The organism is Arthrobacter nitrophenolicus, assembly GCF_000332815.1.
Classification (GTDB): domain Bacteria; phylum Actinomycetota; class Actinomycetes; order Actinomycetales; family Micrococcaceae; genus Arthrobacter; species Arthrobacter nitrophenolicus.
The window spans coordinates 33277-52274 of sequence record NZ_AOFD01000029.1 but is presented as its reverse complement, the minus strand read 5'-3'; the positions used below and the strand labels follow the sequence as shown (position 1 = coordinate 52274).

Below are 18998 nucleotides of genomic sequence, written 5' to 3'. Positions count from 1 at the left end.
AAGGCGCCGGACGTCGTCGTACTTAAAACAAACGCGGGGTCACTTCCGGCCCATCCCAAGGAGAATATTGGGCCGGGAGTGACCCCGCGTCGATATCTGGATCTATTAGAGGGCTGCGTAAACCTCGCGCAGCAGCTTGGCGGTCTCGGACGGCGTCTTGCCGACCTTCACGCCTGCGGCCTCCAGGGCTTCCTTCTTGGCCTGGGCGGTACCGGCGGAACCGGAGACGATGGCACCGGCGTGGCCCATGGTCTTGCCTTCCGGCGCGGTGAAGCCTGCCACGTAGCCGACAACCGGCTTGGTGACGTTGGCCTTGATGAAGTCGGCGGCACGCTCTTCGGCGTCGCCACCGATCTCGCCGATCATGACGATTGCCTTGGTCTCGGGGTCAGCCTCGAATGCGGCCAGCGCATCGATGTGCGTGGTGCCGATGATGGGGTCGCCCCCGATGCCGATGGCGGTGGAGAAGCCGAGGTCGCGCAGTTCGTACATCATCTGGTAGGTCAGGGTGCCGGACTTGGAAACCAGTCCGATGGGGCCCTTGCCCGTGATGTTGGCGGGGGTGATGCCCACCAGCGCCTCGCCCGGGGTGATGATGCCGGGGCAGTTCGGTCCGATGATGCGGGTGACCTGGTTGCCGTCGGCGTCCACCTTGGACTGGGCCAGGGCCCAGAATTCGGCGGAGTCCTGGACCGGCACGCCTTCGGTGATGACCACTACCAGGCCGATGCCTGCTTCGATAGCTTCAACAACAGCGTTCTTGGTGAATGCCGGCGGAACGAAGACGATGGAGACGTCGGCGCCGGTTTCCGCCATGCTTCCTTGACGGTGCCGTAGACGTTGATTTCCTGGTCGCCGTGCAGGACCGTGGTGCCGGCCTTGCGGGCGTTGACGCCGCCAACAATGTTGGTTCCGGCCTTCAGCATCAGGGCGGTGTGCTTGGTGCCTTCGCCGCCGGTGATGCCCTGGACGATGACCTTGGAGTCCTTGTTCAGATAGATAGACATGGTGCGTCCCTTTACTTAGCTGCGTTGGCGAGCTCGGCGGCCTTGTCGGCGCCCTCGTCCATGGTGGCGGCCAGGGTAACCAGCGGGTGGTTGGCCTCGTTCAGGATGCGGCGGCCTTCCTCGACGTTGTTGCCGTCAAGGCGGACTACCAGCGGCTTGTTCGCGGTGTGGCCCAGCTCGGCCAGTGCACCGACAATGCCCTTGGCGACGGCGTCGCAGGCGGTGATGCCGCCGAAGACGTTAACGAACACGGACTTGACCTGCTCGTCACCGAGGATGACGTCCAGGCCGGCAGCCATGACCTCGGCGGAGGCTCCACCGCCGATGTCCAGGAAGTTTGCGGGCTTGACGTTGCCGTGGTTTTCACCGGCGTAGGCAACGACGTCAAGGGTGGACATTACAAGGCCGGCGCCGTTGCCGATGATGCCGACTTCGCCGTCGAGCTTGACGTAGTTGAGGTCCTGCGCCTTTGCCTTGGCCTCAAGGGGATCGGCAGCGTCTTTGTCCTCAAGCAGCGCGTGCTTGGCGTGGCGGAACTCCGCGTTTTCGTCGAGGGAGACCTTGCCGTCAAGGGCGATGATCTCGCCGGCGCCGGTGCGGACGAGCGGGTTGACCTCCACCAGGGTTGCGTCTTCCTTCTTGAAGACGTCCCAGAGCTTGAGGATGACGTCGGCCACCTTGCCGCGCAGTTCCTCAGCGAAGCCTGCCGTGGCGACGATCTCGTCCGCCTTGGCCTGGTCGATGCCGACGGCGGGGTCGATGGCGACCTTGGCCAGCGCCTCCGGGCGTTCGACGGCGAGCTGCTCGATTTCCATGCCGCCTTCAACCGAGCACATGGCCAGGTAGTTGCGGTTGGCCCGGTCCAGCAGGACGGAGAAGTAGAACTCTTCGGCGATGTCCGCACCCTGGGCAATCATCACCTTTTTGACGGTGTGGCCCTTGATGTCCATGCCCAGGATGTTGGTGGCGTGCTCAAGTGCCTCGTCAGCGGACTTTGCGACCTTCACGCCGCCGGCCTTGCCGCGGCCGCCGATCTTGACCTGTGCCTTGACGACGGTGACGCCGCCAATCTTTTCGGCAGCTGCCTTTGCTTCTTCTGGGGTGTACGCCACGATGCCGGCCAGCACGGGTACACCGTGCGCCTCGAACATATCGCGCGCCTGGTATTCAAACAGGTCCACGGTTTAGTGTCCTTCTACGTCGAAGTAGTTTCTATACAGCCGGACACCATCGATAGACGATGACCGGGCTGCGGATTGCACGCACCGGCGGCCTGTCTGGAAACGAGCCACGCGGCGTAATGCTCCTCTGGGAACTCTAGTCCTTTATGGGGACCGGCCCGTCCCAGACTACCGCTTATGTGAGTAAGGACACTATTCTATGAGGCGTAGAAAAACCGCGGATTTACGGGGTTTTTGAGCCCTCGGAAGGCGCCGGGGAGGCCTCTTCACCGGGTCCGGGAATCAGTTCGTAACGCTCGGTTGACACGAAGAATCCGACGCCGGCAGAGACGTTTCCGCATGCCACGCCGCCGTTGTAGGCCGAACACCGCAGCCCGTTGCGTTCCAGGTTCTGCCCCTCGGCCAGGACCGGCAGCTGGGCCAGCGGACCTGTGCGGCTACCGTTGGGCCCGTAGGTTGCCTCCATTTGTGTGACGCCGGACCGGCACTCCCCGTACCAGGCCTTGTCCGGAGTGAGCAGCGCGACCCCGCCCAGGTAGCCCAGCCCGGTTCCGGCACAGTCGTCCCTGACGTCGTCCGCGTCGGGCTTGGGGTAGGTTGCCAGTTCGCAGTGCGCAACCGGGACGATGGCAAGCCTGTTGTTTGCTGAATCGCTGTAGCCGTTTGTTTCGTACGGGAGGTTGATGTGCTCCCCGCGGGCGGACGTGAGGGAGCAGGCCACAGTGCGGTCTTCGGTGATGAACGAGAGGGTGTCCTCACCGTTCGAGAAATCCTGGGGGCTGGCCAGGGCGGCCTGTTCCAGCTGGTCCATCGGCGCGGGCGGGGGCGGCGGCACGTAGCCGGGATCCTCAGTGGTGACAGTGCACCCGGTGGCAGTGGCCAGGAAAAGGGCGGCGAGCATCCCCCAAACAGTCCGTCGCATGCGCTCCATTATGCCCGCCAGTGGCGCTGCCCGAAGTCATCTTCCCCAGCCCGCGCCCTACTGGGGCACTTCGACACGGACACGCCGCAGTCCGGGCCCGTTTTGCGAATTTCGCCGCCCAAAGTGGCCCACGACGGCGGGGCCACCTTAAGTCGGAAGGTCTTTTCTGGCGCGCCTAAGCACCGAGCTTGCATCAGGTTTTGGCAGGGCTCTTAGGCGTCCAGTTTGGTCAGCGGCGCGTAGCGAAGCAGGAGGCGCTTCTCGCCGCCGTCGAATTTCACCTTGGCCACGGTCTTGTCCCCGGCCCCCTCCAGGGCCAGGACGGTCCCGTTGCCGAAGCTTGTGTGGTTGACTTTGTCCCCCACGCTGACGGCGATGATTTCCTTTTGCGGCTGCACCCGGTTCCGGGCGATGACTGCGGGGACGTCGGCGTTGAACCCGGCCGAGGGGTCGGCATTGGCTCCGCGGGAGGTGCCCGCACCCCAGAACGATCCGCTGTACTTGCCCGAGCCGATAGACCCGCCGCCGCTCCAGGCCGCTTGCCTGCTGGTGCCTTCCCGCTTCCACTCCAGAAGCTCGGCGGGGATTTCCTCGAGGAACTGGCTGGCGGGGTTGTACTGGCTCTGTCCCCACATACTCCGGACCTCGGACCGGGTGACGTAGAGCCGTTTCCTGGCGCGGGTGAGCCCCACGTAGGCCAGCCGGCGTTCTTCGGCCAGTTCCTTGGGGTCCGTGGCGGAGCGCTGGTGCGGGAACAGCCCGTGCTCCATGCCGGTCAGGAACACCACGGGGAATTCGAGGCCCTTGGCAGTGTGGAGAGTCATCAGGGTGACGACGCCCAGCCGCTTGGCTTCGGCCACCGCGGAGTCGATGTCGGCGCCCGGGGCGTCCGGGATCTGGTCCGCGTCGGCCACCAGGGACACCTGCTCCAGGAACGCCTCCAGCGTCCCTTCCGGGTTGTCACGCTCATATTCACGGACGACGGCGACGAGTTCGGCCAGGTTCTCCACCCGGGACTCGTCCTGGGGATCGGTGCTTGCCCGCAGTGCCGCCAGGTAGCCGGTCTGCTCCAGGACCGCTTCAAGTGCGGCGGCCGCGCCGGACCCGGAAGCCACCTCGGCGAGGTCGTCCAGCAGCTTCACGAAGCCAAGGACGGCGTTGACGGAGCGGGTGGCCATGGCCGGGGCCTGTTCGGCACGGCGGGCTGCGGCCATGAACGAAATCCGCTCACGCTGGGCAAGGGCGGCGACGGCGCCTTCGGCGCGGTCGCCGATCCCCCGCTTGGGTTCGTTGAGGACCCTGCGGAGGTTGACGTCGTCGTCGGGGTTGACCAGGACCCGGAGGTACGCGAGGGCGTCCTTGATTTCCTTCCGCTCGTAGAAGCGCGTGCCGCCCACTACCTTGTAGGGCAGGCCCACCCGGACCAGGACGTCCTCGATGGACCGGGACTGTGCATTGGTCCGGTAGAAGATGGCGACGTCGCCCGGGCGCAGGTTGTCCTCGTCCTGGAGCCGGTCGATCTCCTTGGCGATGAACTGGGCTTCGTCGTGCTCGTTCTCGCCCACATACCCGATGATTTTGTGGCCTTCCCCTTCCGCGGTCCACAGCCGCTTCTCGGGGCGGTTGGGGTTGCGGGAGATGACCGAGTTGGCCGCACTGAGGATGTTCTGCGTGGAGCGGTAGTTCTGCTCCAGTTTGATGGTGCGGGCCTCGGGATAGTCCTTCTCGAATTCGACGATGTTGCGGATGTCCGCACCACGGAAGGCGTAGATGGATTGGTCCGAGTCGCCCACCACGGTGAGCTCCGACGCCCCGGGCCCCTCCCCCACGATCTCGCGCACCAGCGCGTACTGAGCATGGTTGGTGTCCTGGTACTCGTCCACCAGGACGTGCCGGAACCGGCGGCGGTAGGACTCGGCGAGCGCCGGGAACGCGCGGAACATGAAGACGGTCTCGGCGATGAGGTCGTCAAAGTCCATGGCGTTGGCCTGGCGGAGCCGCTGCGTGTAGCCCTTGTAGACCTCGGCAACGGCCTGCTCGAAGGGATCGTTGTAGTTCGCGGCCGAGGCGTAGGAATCGGCGTCGATGAGCTCGTTCTTCAGCGCCGAGATCTTGTGCTGGATGGCTTTGGGGGCGAACTTCTTGGGGTCCAGGTCCAGGGCCTTGGACACCTGGGTGACCAGCCGCAGGGAATCCGCTGAATCGTAGATGGAGAAGTTTGATTTCAGGCCCACATTGGCAGCCTCCTGGCGCAGGATCCGCACACAGGACGAGTGGAAGGTCGAAATCCACATGATCTTGGCGCGGCCACCCACCAGCGCCTCGATGCGCTCCCGCATTTCCGCGGCGGCCTTGTTGGTGAAGGTGATGGCCAGGATTTCGCCATGGTGGGCACGGCCCGTGGCAATCAGGTAGGCAATCCGGTTGCTGAGGACGCGGGTCTTGCCGGAACCCGCACCGGCCACGATCAGCAGCGCGGAACCGGCGTGCTTGACCGCTTCCTCCTGCTGCGGATTGAGCCCTTCCAGGAGCTTGGCGGCATCGAGCCGGGGCCTGCCATGGTGCTGCCGGTCCGGCCCGGCACCCGGGTGCCCGCCGCCTGCTTCATGGATTCCGGCAGGGTCCCCGGCGGGAACGCTGCCACCTGGACCGGCCGCCGTGGCGAGGCCGTCCGGGTGCGCCTTGGTGCGGGCAGCAGCTGCGGGAGCGGCCTTGAACGGTCCGTCAGAGTACGGGTCAAACAACATATCCATGGTGCCTACAAGTCTAGGCGGTGGGACCGACACCCACTTCCGGCCTGTGGATTACGCCACGGAATCTGCCGGCATTGCCCCGTCTCCCCGGCTTAGGCCACCGAGGCCGACTCGAGGGCCGCACGCAACTCCCGCACCGCCGTCGTGCCTCCTGCCATGAACCATTCCAGGCCGTTGACCCGGACGGTGTCCACGGCGCCACCGGCGGCGCGGACGATGGCCTTGCCCGGCAGCCAGTCCCATTCCGGGCAGCTGTGCTGGAACCAGCAGCCCAGCTGCCCGTCCGCCACCCTGCCCAGGTCGCAGGAGCCCGAACCCAGCATGCGCAGGGTTGCCGCGGAGGTTGCGGCGGCGTGCCACGGCATGGCGCACATCGGGTCCATCAGCCAGCGGGGATGGATGTAGGTGGCGGCGCCCAGTTCGGCGACGGCAGTTCCGTTGCGTTGGCCGCGGTTGTCGTGGAAGACCGTGAGCGGTTCCCCGTTGAGGGTGGCCGGGTGCGAGCGCCCGCCCAGCCAGAGCTTGTCCTCCTCCGGCTGGTAGATGGCCCCGAGCAGCACGTCGGTTTCGTCCTTCAGGGCAATGGCGGAGCACCAGTACGTGGAGCCGTGCAGGAAGTTGTAGGTGCCGTCCACGGGGTCGATGACCCAGGTCCGCCCGCTGCTGCCCTGCACGGATGCGCCCTCTTCACCCAGGATTCCGTCCTCCGGCCGGCAGCGCTGCAGCTGCTCCAGCACGTAGGCCTCGGCGGCGTGGTCCGCGGCCGTCACAACGTCGGAAATGGATGTCTTCTGCTGGGACTGCAGCCCGGCCATCCGCATCAGGAGTGCCAGCTGCCCGGCCTCCCGCACCAGGCTGCCGCCAGCTGGTGGTCGTCCAACGAAGGGTCAAGTTCAACAGCGCTGTGCCGGCCAATGGTCATGGCTTCAGTGTATGGGGCGGAATAATGGTGCCATGGCCAAGACCCCTGCCCAGCGGATCAAGAAGCACGGCGCCAAGGCGGCGGTGCCGCAGCACCACCTGCCGCCGGTGATCAACCCGACCACCAGCCGGACACCGGAAAAAGCCCAGAGCAACAGCAACCTGATCCTGATCGCCGGCGTCGTGGCCAGCCTGTTCCTGTTCTGGTACCTGCACCTGCTGACCCTGGACCAGCTCCGGCAGCTGACCGGCGGGCTGGCAATGCCGGACTCGCTCATCGGCGGCTTTGACCCTGCTACATCGGCCAGCTTCAGGCGGTGATGGACGCTGACGCGCTCGGCCAGCTCAACTACGTTCACAAGACCGCCGGCACGCTGTTCCCGCTGATCTTCGGCTTCACGTGGCTGCTGCTGATCGGCACCAACGTCGCCCGCAAGGCGTTCCGCTGGGCGCTGTGGGCGCTGCCGCTGCTGTTCGTGGTGGTCCGGCTCTGGGGCAACGTTGCCATTGACGGCGTCCTGGCTGCCGAAGCGCCCGACGCCGGCCAGGTTGCCTTGGCGTCCGGCCTCACCATTGCCGGGTGGGTGCTTTTGGTCCTGAGCCTGGTGGCAGGCGGCGCGGCCGTGCTGCTGAAGGCGCGGAGCAAGAAGGCTGCTAGCTGACGGCTGCTGCCGCCCGGGCCTGCTTCCGGTGCCGGTGCACCCGCTGCGCAATCACCAGGCCCGCCGTCGCCATGCCCACGGTGACGGGGTAGCCCATGATGCGCTCGAGTGTTCCGGGCTCGGGAATGTCCATCCTGGTCAGGCCGCCGGTCACCAGCGCGGCCAGGGACACGCCGCCGCAGGCCAGGATGAACCAGGCCATGGCCGACTTCCGCAGCCAGAGGATGCCAAGCACCAGCAATGCCGCGGCACCGGCCAGGAAGTACATGATGGCACCGGTGAAGTGCCAGCCGGAGCCGGCGTCCTCGGGAACCAGACCCACAATGACGGTGCCCGCCCCGGCTGTTCCGGTCAGGATCCGCACCCAGACCGCTGCGAGCCACGGCTTGCTGCGGCCAGGCTGTACCCGCGCCCCCGCCCGCGCCGCCACGCACAGCAGGCCCGAGCTCAGCAGGATGGCACCCAGCAGCATTCCCAGGCCCTGGACCACGAACGACGCGTTCATGAGCCAATTCAGCGGGGAGCAGACCTCCCGCCCGTCGAAGATGCCACAGTTCAGGCACCCAGGTCGCTGATGTAGCCGGTCCGCAGGTCATAGGGACGGGGGCCGGCCCATGCCGCGATCACCGCAGCTTCGGCGGCGAAATACTGCAGCACGCTCAACACCGACCACGCACCGATGTACTGCCGGGTGGACGCGGTATCCGGAATGAACGCCGCCGCGGGCGCCGTGGACGGTGCTGGAGTCATGCCTTGAGCGTAGTACGGCCTGGCACCTTGTATGCTGGTATGCGTGTCCGTTCGGACGGCCCTGCCGGTCCTGTCGGATGCAAGCCCTCGTAGCTCAGTGGATAGAGCACGGCTCTCCTAAAGCCGGTGTCGTTGGTTCGATTCCAATCGAGGGCACTTGAACGTTCCTCCCCCGGAGTTCGAACTCCGCGCCTACCTGCTGGGGCCCGCTGCGGGTACTGCCCAGAAAGCAGGCCTGTGGACGGTCGAACGCGACATGCTGGACCGGGCCAACGGCACCCGCGGAACCTTCACCGGCGTCGTACGCTTCGTCCCCGACGACGACGGCGGCCTGGCCTTCCGCGAAGAAGGCACCATGCGCTGGCCCTCCTTCACCGGCCCCGCCTTCCGGGAATACCTGCTGCGGCCCGCCGGGCGGCCCGACGCCCTGGACGTGTTCTTTCCCGACGGGCGGCCCTTCCACCGGATGAGCTTCACCCCGCAAGCCAACCTGGACAACCACTGGTGCGATCCCGACACCTACCGCGTGGCCTACACCTTTAATGGCCCTGACCGCTTCAGCTACAGCTGGGACGTGACCGGACCGCGCAAGGACCTGCTGCTGACATCGCACCTGGTCCGGGGCGGGGCCGCATGAAAGCCCGCATCGTGGTGTCCGCCGTCTGCGTCTTCGACCCCTCCGGCCGGCTCCTGACCGTCCGCAAGCGCGGCACGGAAATGTTCATGCATCCCGGCGGCAAACCGGAGGCCGGCGAATCAGCTGTCCAGGCGGCAGCCCGTGAGCTCGCCGAGGAAGTGGGCATCGTCATCGATCCGCAGGACCTGGAGCTGATGGGCGTCTGGATCGCGGACGCCGCGAACGAGGCCGCGACGGATATCGAGGCCACCGTGTTCCGGGCACCCGGCACCTGGCAGGCGCACCCGTCCGCCGAAATCGCCGAGATCCGCTGGCTGGACCTGGCTGCCCTCGACAACGGCGCCACGCTGCCGGCGAACCTGGCCCCGCTGCTGACGGACCATATCCTTCCGGAACTGGCGGCGGCGCGGGACGCAGGCGCGTAGCGGCGCATAGTCCGCGCCGCCGGCGGAACCCCTACAGCTCGGGGACTGCCTCCTGCGCCACGGCTGTCGCCTCGGCAAACTGGGTGCGGTACAGCTCCGCGTAGCGGCCGTCGGCGGCGAGCAGCTCGGTGTGGGTGCCCCGCTCCACGATCCGCCCGTCCTCCACCACCAGGATGGCGTCGGCGGCGCGGATGGTGGACAGCCGGTGGGCAATCACGACGGCGGTGCGCCCCTCGAGTGCGGCACCCAGGGCTGCCTGCACGGCTGCCTCGTTGGTGGAGTCCAGCGCCGCGGTGGCTTCGTCCAGGATGACCACCCGGGGCTGGGCGATCAGCAGCCGGGCAATGGTGAGGCGCTGGCGCTCACCGCCCGAGAGCCGGTAGCCGCGCTCCCCCACCACGGTCTCCAGCCCATCCGGCAGGGACCGGATCATCGTCTCCAGCCGTGCCTGCCGGATGACGTCCCACATGTCCTTCTCGGTGGCGTCGGGCCGGGCCAGGCGCAGGTTGGAGGCGATGGTCTCGTGGAAGAGGTGGCCGTCCTGGGTGACCATGCCCAGCGTGTCCCGGAGGGAGTCGAAGGTGGCGTCCCGCAGGTCCAGGCCGGAACCCGGCAAGCTGCCGCCCAGCCGGACGGCGCCGGAATCGACGTCGTACAGCCGGGCCAGCAGCTGGGCGATGGTGGATTTGCCGGCGCCGGAGGACCCGACCAGCGCCACCGTCTGCCCGGGTTCCACCCGGAAGCTGATACCGTGCAGCACTTCCTCGCCGCCGCGGGTGTCCAGGGTGGACACTTCCTCCAGTGAGGCCAGTGACACCTTGTCCGCGGACGGGTAGGCGAAGCGGACGTCGTCGAATTCCACGGACACGGGACCCGGCGGTACCGGAACGGCGCCGGGCTTCTGCTGGATCAGCGGTTTGAGGTCCAGGATCTCGAACACGCGCTCAAAACTGACAAGGGCGCTCATGATCTCCACCCGCGCGTTGGAAAGCGCCGTCAGCGGAGCGTACAGCCGGGTGAGCAGCAGAGCCAGGACCACCACGTCGCCCGCGGCCAGCTGGCCGGTGATGGCATACCAGCCGCCCAGGCCGTAGACAAGTGCCAGGGCAAGGGCGGAAACCAGCGTCAGTGCCGTCACGAAGGTGAACTGCAGCATGGCCGTCCGGATGCCGATGTCACGGACCCGGCCGGCGCGGACGGCGAACTCCCGGGATTCGTCGGCCGGCCGGCCGAACAGCTTGACCAGGGTGGCGCCCGGGGCGGAGAAGCGTTCGGTCATCTGCGTGCCCATGGCCGCGTTGTGTTCGGCCGCCTCGCGGCGCAGGTCCGCCAGCTTCGATCCCATCCGCCGGGCGGGGACCAGGAACACCGGCAGCAGGACCATGGCCAGGACCGTCACCTGCCACGAGGTGCCCAGCATGACCGCCAGGGTCAGGACCAGGGCCACCACGTTGCTGACCACACCGGACAGGTCCCCGCGAATGCGGACTGGGCGCCGATGACGTCATTGTTCAGGCGGCTGACCAGGGCGCCCGTGCGGGTGCGGGTGAAGAAGGCGATGGGCATTTTCTGGACATGGTCAAAGACGCGGGTGCGCAGGTCGAGGATCACGCCTTCGCCGATGGTGGAGGACAGCCAGCGGTTGACCAGGCCCAGGCCCGCCTCGGCCACAGCGACGACGGCGATCAGCAGGGCCAGCCGGATGACCTCGCCCTCGCTGGCGCGTGCCACGATGGCGTCCACCACCTGGCCGGCCAGGACCGGGGTTGCCACGGCAAGGAAGGCCATCGCAACGGACATGGCCACGAAGGCCAGCAGTTTGCCGCGGTGCGGCCGGGCAAAGGCCAGGACCCGCTTGAGGGTTTCCTTGGAGAACGGTTTGGATCCGCTCTTGGCCCTGACGAGGTTGTAAAGGGAACCCCGGGCCACCTGTTCCATGCTCATCGATACTGCTCCGCGGTCAAAGTAGTTCCCTAACTGTCGGTCCTCATGCTGCTTGAGATGTGCTGCTTGGTGACCGTGCCGTTGTCCAGTTCCCAACGTACATCCAGCCGGACGTTCTCGAGCAGCCTGCGGTCGTGGGTCACCAGCAGCAGGGCACCCTCGTAGCTGTCCAGTGCCTCTTCGAGCTGCTCGATGGCCGGCAGGTCGAGGTGGTTCGTGGGTTCATCCAGGACCAGCAGGTTCACGCCGCGCGCCTGGAGCAAGGCCAGCGCGGCCCGGGTGCGTTCCCCTGGCGAGAGGGAATCAACGGGCCGCCCGGTGTGGTCGGCCTTTAGGCCGAACTTGGCCAGCAGGGTGCGGACCTCCGCCGGGGTCATGTCGCCAAGGACTTCCCCGACGGCGTCAGCTAAGGCCAGGTGCCCCTGCAGCAGCCCGCGTGCCTGGTCAATTTCGCCGATGGCAACGGAGGCGCCCATGGACGCGCTGCCGGCGTCGGGCTCAACGGCGCCGAGGAGGAGGCGGAGCAGCGTGGACTTGCCTGCACCGTTGGGACCGGTGATGCCGATCCGCTCCCCCGCGTTGAGCTGCAGGTTGACCGGTCCCAGGGTAAACCCGCCCTGGCGGACCTCGGCGTCGCGGAGGGTGGCTACCACGGAACTGGACCGCGGGGCCTGGCCGATGGAGAACTGCAGCTGCCATTCCTTCCGCGGTTCTTCCACCGCATCCAGCCGCGCGATCCGGGATTCCATCTGCCGGACCTTCTGCGCCTGCTTTTCCGAGGACTCGGTGCTGGCCGCGCGGCGGATCTTGTCGTTGTCCGGGCTTTTCCGCATGGCGTTGCGGACACCCTGGGAGCTCCACTCCCGCTGGGTCCGGGCACGGGACACCAGGTCGGCCTTCGTGGCGGCGAACTCCTCGTACTTCTCCCTGGCGTGGCGGCGAGCGACTGCACGTTCCTCCAGGTAGGCGTCATACCCGCCGTCGTACACCGAGACGGCGTTCTGTGCCTGGTCCAGCTCCACCACGGTGGTGACGCACCGGGCCAGGAACTCGCGGTCGTGGCTGACCAGGACCACGCCGCCGCGCAGCCCCTTTACGAAGTCCTCCAGCCTGGCGAGCCCGGCCAGGTCCAGATCGTTGGTGGGCTCGTCCAGGAGCACCACGTCGAACCGGCTCAGCAGCAGGGCAGCCAGCGCCACCCGGGCGGCCTGGCCGCCGGAGAGGCCGGTCATGGGGCGTCGGCGCCCGCTTCCAGGCCGAGATCGGCGAGGACGGCCGGGATGCGGTCGTCGAGGTCGGCGGCGCCGGAGGCCATCCACCGGTCGAAGGCCCTGGCGTAGGCATCGTCGGCGCCCGGTGCGCCGCCGCCCAGTGCCTCCGCAGTGGATTCCATGTCGGCGGTAGCTTGGGCGCAGCCCGTGCGGCGGGCAATGTAGGCTGCCACGTTCTCCCCCGGCACCCGCTCGTGCTCCTGGGGAAGCCAGCCCACAAACGCGTCGGCCGGAGCCATGCTGACAGTCCCGGCCTGCGGCTGGTCCGCACCGGCGAGGATCCGCAGCAGGGTTGTCTTGCCAGCGCCGTTGGCGCCAACCACGCCCACAACATCGCCGGGAGCGACGGTCAGGGAAAGTCCTGCAAAGAGCTGGCGGTGGTCATGTCCGCCCGCGATGTCCTTGGCAACAAGGGTTGCAGTCATTGGTCCATCCTTTCACCGGTCCAGCCCGGTTTCCTGCCGGAGCAGGGCCGGCGCCGCCGTACGGATCCCGGGGATCCCGGCGCAGGGCATGAAAGAACCCGCTGGTCCGGACTTGGGGGGGTGTACGGACCAACGGGCTCGACCATCAAGCATAGTCGAAACAGCACCGGCGGTAAAATCGGCGAGGTTTGGCGGCACGCTAAAATTGATTCACCGTCCGTTCTGCAGAGAGCACCCCATGATCCTTCCCGCCAAGGCGTTCCAGCGCTGGCTGCAAGGCATCGCCCCCGATGCCAGCACAGCAGACGTCTGCAGGGTCTCCGGGATAAAGAGGACAACGCTCGCCCAGCAGCTGGTCAGGGGCAAGGTCTCCGTTACCACCGTGGTCAGCATCGCCCGGGCCTACAGCGTCAATCCGGTCGCCGCACTGGCGTATTTCGATGACTACCGCGAACTGGCCGGCCCGCTCCCGCCGCCTACCCGCTGCGAGCTGATCAGCCAGATTTCGACCCCGGACCTGCTGCAGGCAGCGCTTGCGCGCCCCGCCATGGACCCCGCGGGGAGGCCACGACCACAGCCGCCCGCCCTCAGCCCCGCCCCGCATGCAACCTCCGTGAAGAACTGGGTGGACGCCATTGACGACGGCGAGGTGCGGCACCGCGTCTCGGCTGCCACCGGGGTGGCGCCCCAGAACTACTCCGCCCAGCTGACTGCCAACCGGCTCTCCCCGGAACTTGCCCTCGCAACCTCGCGGGCAGCCGGGGTGGGGCCCACAGGGGGCCTGGTGGCCACCGGGCTGATCACGGAGGAAGAGGCAGGCTGGCCGCCGGGTGCGCGCCAGGCGGCCCTGGACAGCATGTCCGACGGCGACCTCACCACCCTTGCCGGGGACCGGCTCCAGGCGCTGGGGAAAGTACTGCGGCGCCAAGAGCAGGACCAAGCACAGACAGAAAAGATCTGGGAGAACCTGGGATGATTGAAATCCTTCAATGGGCCACGCTGGCCGTCTGCGGCCTGACCGCCATAGCGCGGGTACCCAGCCTGCTGCGGGGTGAGAACCGGTCGCCCTTCTATATCTTCGCCCTGATGACCCTCGCCATCCTGCTGAGCATCGAGGCGCCCTACGTGGTGATCGACCAGGCGCTAGGCGGGATCAATCTGGCAAACCTCCTCCTGCGGTTCGTCATCTTCGCCACCATCTTCTTCCTGGGCATCCGCGTCACCAAGGGGTTCGGTGCCGAGGGCGCCTACCGGCTCATCACCGGAAGGGCGGGGATGATCGTACTGCTGGCCATCTCCGTGGCGATGGTGGCCGTGTTCTTCCTCATGGACACCGCAGGATCGTCGGCAGGGCTCGTGGGACCGGCCCGGCGGGACGCCCGCAACGCCGTCCTGGTGGAGTACTACGGGGCAGCCGGCCGGGCCTACCCGTCCTATATTTCGCTGGTGCTCCTGCCTGCCATGGTCCGTGCAGTGCGGAGCCGCCTGCCCGTCCTCGTGCGGATAGCGGCCGGGCTCCTGGCGCTGGGCGGAGTCGCCATCGCCCTCTCACTGCTGTTCCCGTTCATTCCCCGGTCCTGGGACGCCGTGGAGTTCGTGGTGAACTACACGGCGGTGCTGTGCTTTGTGATCGGGCTTGCGCTGATCTGGGCCGCAAGGGTGCAAAACGGCAAGAGCATGGGCAGGCAAAGGACATCTACCGAAAAGTAACCAAGCGGCTTTCACAAAATCATTAGAATGTGAAACAATCATGAATGTGTGAAGGTGGGACCGAGGGGCGTTTACGAACGGGGATAAATTCTTGAACGCTCCCTGTCCCGGGGGCCTTTGCACACATTGGGGGATGAGTGGTGGCGGCCGTTGGGGACCGCCCCCACTCAGCCTATTTAAGGCCCATTTCGCTTGAGTTTTTGGCCAGATATGGCGACTTCAGGGGCCTTGAAGTCGCCATATCAGCCAGAAATTCTGTGGAACTTATGCGCGGGTGAACCTCAGCGTGACCAGCTGGAACGGGCGCAGCTGCAGGGTGGCACCACCGGCCCCGGCCTCTACCCCTGGTGACTGGACGTCCCGCTCCAGCAGATCGACGGCGCGGACAGCCGCTGAAGCAAAGTTGGCAGTGACCCTCCCGGTGGAGCGCTCCCCCAGTGACTCGTAGAGCCTGGCGATCACATCGCCCGACCCGTCCTCAGCCAGCTTGACCGCTTCAATCACCAAGGCTGGGTTGGTTACCGAGAACAGCGGTTCAACGGGCGCGGCCCCGCGGACCATCCGGGGTGCGAGGTTGGTGCGGTAGCCCTCCTGGACAGCCTCGGCAATGCCGGCGCCGGGACGAATGGTGACGGTCAGGTCATGAAGCCCGCGGTCGGCCTCCGGGTCCGGGAACTTGGGAGCGCGCAGCAGGGACAGGCGCACGGTGGTGGTGGTGCCGCCGTCGGACTCCCTGACGTTCCTGGCCACGTCATGGCCATAGGTGGACGCGTTGGAGACCGCCACCCCGTAGCCGGGTTCGGCAACGTGGATCCAGCGGTGCGCGCAGATCTCGAACTTCGCCGCCTCCCAGGACGTGTTGATGTGGGTGGGCCGGAAGACGTGCCCGAACTGCGTCTCGGCAGCCGAGCGGTCGGCCCGGATGTCCAGGGCGAACCCTAGCTTCAGAAGCTTCTCCCGTTCCTGCCAGTCCACCGAGGTGGTGATCGACAGCGACGGACTCTCGGGCGCCAGCGTGATCCGCTGCGTGATCGAAGAGGCTCCGGCCAGCCGTTCCACCACCACGACGGCGGCCCCGCCTTCGCCTTCCAGCCGGACAGATTCCGCACCGGTCAGCGCAGTGACGTTGCGCCGGTAGAACTCGTCGATGTCCCAGGCATCCCATTCATTGGGCGTGTCGCGGTGCAGTTCCAGCAGGTTGCCGTACTGGTCAGGGGCGATGGCCTCCCGGCCGCTGGCGTAATCACGCAGGGATGTCAGGAGGCCGTTCGCGTCCAGCACCGCGCGGATGACGCCGTTGTCCAGAACGTATCCGCCTGCTTCGGCCGTTGCGCTGACGGCTTCGGAAGAAAAGGCCGGTTCTCCCGCCGCCAGGGCGGGCACGCCATCCCTGGCATGCGGCGCGGCATTGAGGAGGAACTCCCGCTCCCCCGAGCCGAGCACCGCAGCAGCGGCCTGGCCGATCAGCGCTTCCAGTCCGGCCTCGATCGCCTGGTAGTTGCGCTCGGCATCCTGGTGGACCCAGGCGATGGAACTGCCGGGCAGAATGTCGTGGAACTGCTGCAGCAGCACCAGCCGCCAGAGGCGCTTCAGCTCAGCGGCCGGGTAGGCGTAGGCGCCGTCGGTCCGGACCGCTGCCGTGGCGCACCACAGTTCGGCTTCCCGCAACAGGTGCTCACTGCGCCGGTTGCCCTTCTTGGTACGGGCCTGGCTGGTGTACGTTCCGCGGTGCAGCTCAAGGTACATCTCCCCCACCCAGACGGGCAGCGAGGTGTAGTCCTGTTCGGCCTGCCGGAAGAAACTCTCCGCGGACCCGATCCGGACCTTCGGCGATCCCTCCAGGTCGGCGGTGCGGGCCGCAGCGGCGAGCATTTCCCGGGTAGGTCCGCCGCCGCCGTCGCCGAAGCCGAAGGGAACCAGTGACACTGTTCCCCGCCCGTGGTCCCGGTAGTTCCGTTCGGCGTGGGCCAACTCCCGGCCGCTGAGTTCGGAGTTGTAGGTGTCCACCGGGGGGAAGTGCGTGAAGAGGCGGGTACCGTCAATGCCCTCCCAGTTGAAGGTGTGGTGCGGCATCCGGTTGGTCTGGTTCCAGGAGATCTTCTGGGTCAGGAACCAGCGGCTGCCTGCGGACTTCACGATCTGCGGAAGTGCTGCGGAGTATCCGAACGAATCCGGCAGCCACGCTTCACGGCATTCGATGCCGAACTCCGACAAGAAGAAGCTCTTGCCCTCCACGAACTGGCGGGCCATGGCCTCGCCGCCGGGCATGTTGGTATCCGATTCCACCCACATGCCCCCTACGGGCACGAACTGGCCGGAACATACCTTTTCCCGGATCCTGCTGAAGAGCTCAGGTAGAACTCCTTGATCCATGCCAGCTGCTGCGCGGATGAGCAGGAGAAGACGAAGTCCGGGTTGTCGTCCATCAGTGACACAACGTTGGAAAACGTCCGCGCGCATTTGCGCATGGTTTCCCTGACCGGCCACAGCCAGGCGGAATCGATATGGGCATGGCCGGTGGCAACCAGCTGGTGGGCGGATGCATAGGCAGGCCTGGCCAGGACGCCGGCAAGGGCTTCGCGGCCGGCAGCTGCCGTTCCGGCAACGTCGTCCGGGTCCATGACGTCCATCATGCGTTCAAGGGCGCGGAGGATTTCGTGCCGGCGGGGAAGCTCCAGCGGCAGTTGCTCCATTAGTCCTGCCAGGGTCCAGACGTCCTGCTGGAGCTCCCATACGGTCTGGTTCAGTTCAGCGATCGCAATGGTCCCCAGCCTGTACTGCGGCGCCGTTCCGGCAGTGGACTTGTCCCCGTAGGGGGTTGCGGCAAAGGTCCAGCCCTGGGCAACGTCGGGATTTGCCGCAGCTTCCACATAGAAGTCCACCGCCATGCCGCCGCCCAGCAGTTTCAACGGGATGTACTGGTTCCGCGGCGAGACGGCCTTGATGATGGTTCCGTCCGGCCGCCAGGCGATGCCCTCGCACTGGAATCCCGGCGTCTCGATGGTGAATCCCAGGTCCACCAGCACTTCCACCGTGGTGTCCGGTTCTGTGCCCCAGGATTCGGGGACCTCACCCTGGAGTCGAAGCCACTTGGTGCCCCACGGTTTGCCCCAGGCGGCGCCATGCTCCTGCGGGTGGAATTCCTGCCGCATGGCCTCCAGTGCAGGGACCGGTTCGTCCGGCACATCCCAGCTGCTCAAGGCAAGGGGGAGGATCCGGCCGTAGACGGAAGGGGTGATGCGCTCACGCACAAACCTGTGGAGGCGGACTTCCGTTATCCGGCGGTCATCATGCAATGTGTGCCCTCTTTTAGAGTGTGGAAGTGGACCATGGTGTCCATTCGATGGACAAATCTACCCGCTAGTAGCCTCTTATCCAACCCCTCCAGGATCATCCGTGGGCATCTGCAACCGCCTCAGGACGCCGGAACCTCAGCCACCGGCCTGAGCACCCGTGCGTCGCCGGCGTACACGTTGAGGCTGGTTCCCCTGCTGAAGCCCGCCAGCGTCAAGCCGCTCGCCTCCGCGAGTTCCACCGCCAGGCTGGACGGCGCGCTGACCGCGGAGAGCACGGGAATTCCGGCCAGGGCGGCTTTCTGCACCAGTTCAAAGGATGCCCGCCCGGAGACCTGCAGCACCGTGCCGCGCAGTGGAAGGAGGCCTTCGCGCAGGGCCCAGCCCACCACCTTATCCACGGCATTGTGCCGCCCCACGTCCTCACGGAGGCAGAGAAGCTGGGCGCCGCCGTCGTCATTGATCCTGAACAGCCCGGCCGCGTGCACTCCCCCGGTCTCCTCAAAGACGCGCTGGGATTCCCGCAACAGCGCCGGCAGCGACGCAAGCACGTGCGCGTCCATCGTGACGGGATCGTCCTGGGGGCTGTAGTGCGAGGATTTCCGGACCGAGTCTATGGAGTCCGTACCGCAGATGCCGCAGGAACTGGAGGTATAGACGTTGCGTCCCGTGTCCGGAAGGGGGACGTCGGGCCGCAGCTGGGCTTCCACCACGTTGAAGGTCTGCATGCCGTTTTCGTCCTCGCCGGCGCAGAACCGCAGGGACACCAGCTGGTCGGCGCTCCAGATGACGCCCTCGGACACCAGGAATCCAGCCACCAGGTCAAAGTCGTCGCCCGGAGTACGCATGGTGACGGAGAAGGACATCCGTCCCAGCCGGATCTCCAGCGGTTCCTCCACCGCCAGGACGTCCTCCCGGTGCCGGACCGGAAACTCGAGGGCCTTTGGCGAGCCGTCCAGCAAATACTTGTGCACCTTGCGGCGCTGGGTTACGCGTCCCATGCTTCCTGCCTGTTCATAGCTCCATCATGGCAACCGCAGTGCCCCCGCTCAACCGAAGCGGGCGGCTGCCCGGAACGCTCGGGGACTCCTGCGGGG

At 66.7% G+C, this 18998-nt stretch carries 8 protein-coding genes, 1 tRNA gene and 7 pseudogenes; 6 read left to right on the top strand and 10 right to left on the bottom strand.

The features are described 5' to 3' along the window. Window positions 1–105: 105 nt before the first annotated feature. From sucD to G205_RS11830, 5 genes and pseudogenes are all read right to left on the bottom strand, one after another. Window positions 106–1007 (bottom strand): annotated as a pseudogene (sucD, locus tag G205_RS11850) (succinate--CoA ligase subunit alpha). Between the two features lie 11 nt (window positions 1008–1018). Continuing rightward, complete coding sequence (sucC, locus tag G205_RS11845; RefSeq protein ID WP_009358168.1) at window positions 1019–2188, bottom strand: ADP-forming succinate--CoA ligase subunit beta; 1170 nt, start codon at window positions 2186–2188, stop codon at window positions 1019–1021. A gap of 223 nt (window positions 2189–2411) precedes the next feature. After that, complete coding sequence (locus tag G205_RS11840) at window positions 2412–3119, bottom strand: hypothetical protein (RefSeq protein ID WP_235046899.1); 708 nt, start codon at window positions 3117–3119, stop codon at window positions 2412–2414. 203 nt (window positions 3120–3322) lie between these two features. Then, a complete protein-coding gene (gene pcrA, locus G205_RS11835) occupies window positions 3323–5863 on the bottom strand; it encodes a DNA helicase PcrA (RefSeq protein WP_035752865.1) in 2541 nt (846 codons plus the stop codon). A 92-nt stretch (window positions 5864–5955) separates the two neighbouring features. After that, window positions 5956–6785 (bottom strand): annotated as a pseudogene (locus G205_RS11830) (inositol monophosphatase family protein). A 32-nt stretch (window positions 6786–6817) separates the two neighbouring features. On the opposite strand from G205_RS11830, the pseudogene G205_RS11825 reads away from it, so the two are divergent. Next, window positions 6818–7446: pseudogene (locus tag G205_RS11825) on the top strand (hypothetical protein). Here G205_RS11825 and G205_RS11820 read toward each other — a convergent pair. Then, window positions 7439–8196: pseudogene (locus tag G205_RS11820) on the bottom strand (DUF998 domain-containing protein). The pseudogenes G205_RS11825 and G205_RS11820 sit on opposite strands and share 8 nt — an antisense overlap. Before the next feature lie 83 nt (window positions 8197–8279). On the opposite strand from G205_RS11820, the gene G205_RS11815 reads away from it, so the two are divergent. The 3 genes from G205_RS11815 (at window position 8280) to G205_RS11805 (ending at window position 9258) form a co-directional block, all read left to right on the top strand. Then, window positions 8280–8352: transfer RNA gene (locus G205_RS11815), tRNA-Arg, on the top strand. Window position 8353: 1 nt separating this feature from the next. Continuing rightward, window positions 8354–8833, top strand: coding sequence for a DUF6314 family protein (locus G205_RS11810; RefSeq protein ID WP_009358164.1), 480 nt, complete (start codon window positions 8354–8356; stop codon window positions 8831–8833). Further along, window positions 8830–9258 (top strand): NUDIX hydrolase, encoded by a 429-nt coding sequence (locus G205_RS11805; RefSeq protein ID WP_009358163.1) that lies wholly within the window; start codon window positions 8830–8832, stop codon window positions 9256–9258. The genes G205_RS11810 and G205_RS11805 overlap by 4 nt, the downstream gene beginning before the upstream one ends. A gap of 31 nt (window positions 9259–9289) precedes the next feature. On the opposite strand, the pseudogene G205_RS11800 reads toward G205_RS11805, so the two are convergent. Both G205_RS11800 and abc-f read right to left on the bottom strand, forming a co-directional pair. Then, window positions 9290–11202, bottom strand: a pseudogene (locus tag G205_RS11800) (ABC transporter ATP-binding protein). 29 nt (window positions 11203–11231) lie between these two features. Further along, window positions 11232–12898 (bottom strand): annotated as a pseudogene (abc-f, locus tag G205_RS11795) (ribosomal protection-like ABC-F family protein). A 238-nt stretch (window positions 12899–13136) separates the two neighbouring features. On the opposite strand from abc-f, the gene G205_RS11790 reads away from it, so the two are divergent. After that, window positions 13137–13874: a hypothetical protein gene (locus G205_RS11790; RefSeq protein ID WP_009358162.1), complete on the top strand. Its 738-nt coding sequence runs from the start codon at window positions 13137–13139 to the stop codon at window positions 13872–13874. Then, window positions 13871–14608, top strand: coding sequence for a hypothetical protein (locus tag G205_RS11785; RefSeq protein WP_009358161.1), 738 nt, complete (start codon window positions 13871–13873; stop codon window positions 14606–14608). Before G205_RS11790 ends, G205_RS11785 begins: the two co-directional genes overlap by 4 nt. 264 nt (window positions 14609–14872) lie before the next feature. Here G205_RS11785 and G205_RS11780 read toward each other — a convergent pair. Both G205_RS11780 and fdhD read right to left on the bottom strand, forming a co-directional pair. Beyond that, window positions 14873–17904: pseudogene (locus G205_RS11780) on the bottom strand (alpha-mannosidase). A gap of 119 nt (window positions 17905–18023) precedes the next feature. Then, window positions 18024–18902: a formate dehydrogenase accessory sulfurtransferase FdhD gene (gene fdhD / locus G205_RS11775; protein ID WP_009358160.1), complete on the bottom strand. Its 879-nt coding sequence runs from the start codon at window positions 18900–18902 to the stop codon at window positions 18024–18026. Window positions 18903–18998: the final 96 nt, after the last annotated feature.

What these genes read in the sequence shown, in the direction of transcription:
- G205_RS11840 (WP_235046899.1), bottom strand. Translation starts at nt 3,119, where the DNA reads ATGGAGCGCATGCGACGGACTGTTTGGGGGATGCTCGCCGCCCTTTTC.
- pcrA (WP_035752865.1), bottom strand. Translation starts at nt 5,863, where the DNA reads ATGGATATGTTGTTTGACCCGTACTCTGACGGACCGTTCAAGGCCGCT.
- G205_RS11805 (WP_009358163.1), top strand. Translation starts at nt 8,830, where the DNA reads ATGAAAGCCCGCATCGTGGTGTCCGCCGTCTGCGTCTTCGACCCCTCC.
- G205_RS11790 (WP_009358162.1), top strand. Translation starts at nt 13,137, where the DNA reads ATGATCCTTCCCGCCAAGGCGTTCCAGCGCTGGCTGCAAGGCATCGCC.
- G205_RS11785 (WP_009358161.1), top strand. Translation starts at nt 13,871, where the DNA reads ATGATTGAAATCCTTCAATGGGCCACGCTGGCCGTCTGCGGCCTGACC.
- fdhD (WP_009358160.1), bottom strand. Translation starts at nt 18,902, where the DNA reads ATGGGACGCGTAACCCAGCGCCGCAAGGTGCACAAGTATTTGCTGGAC.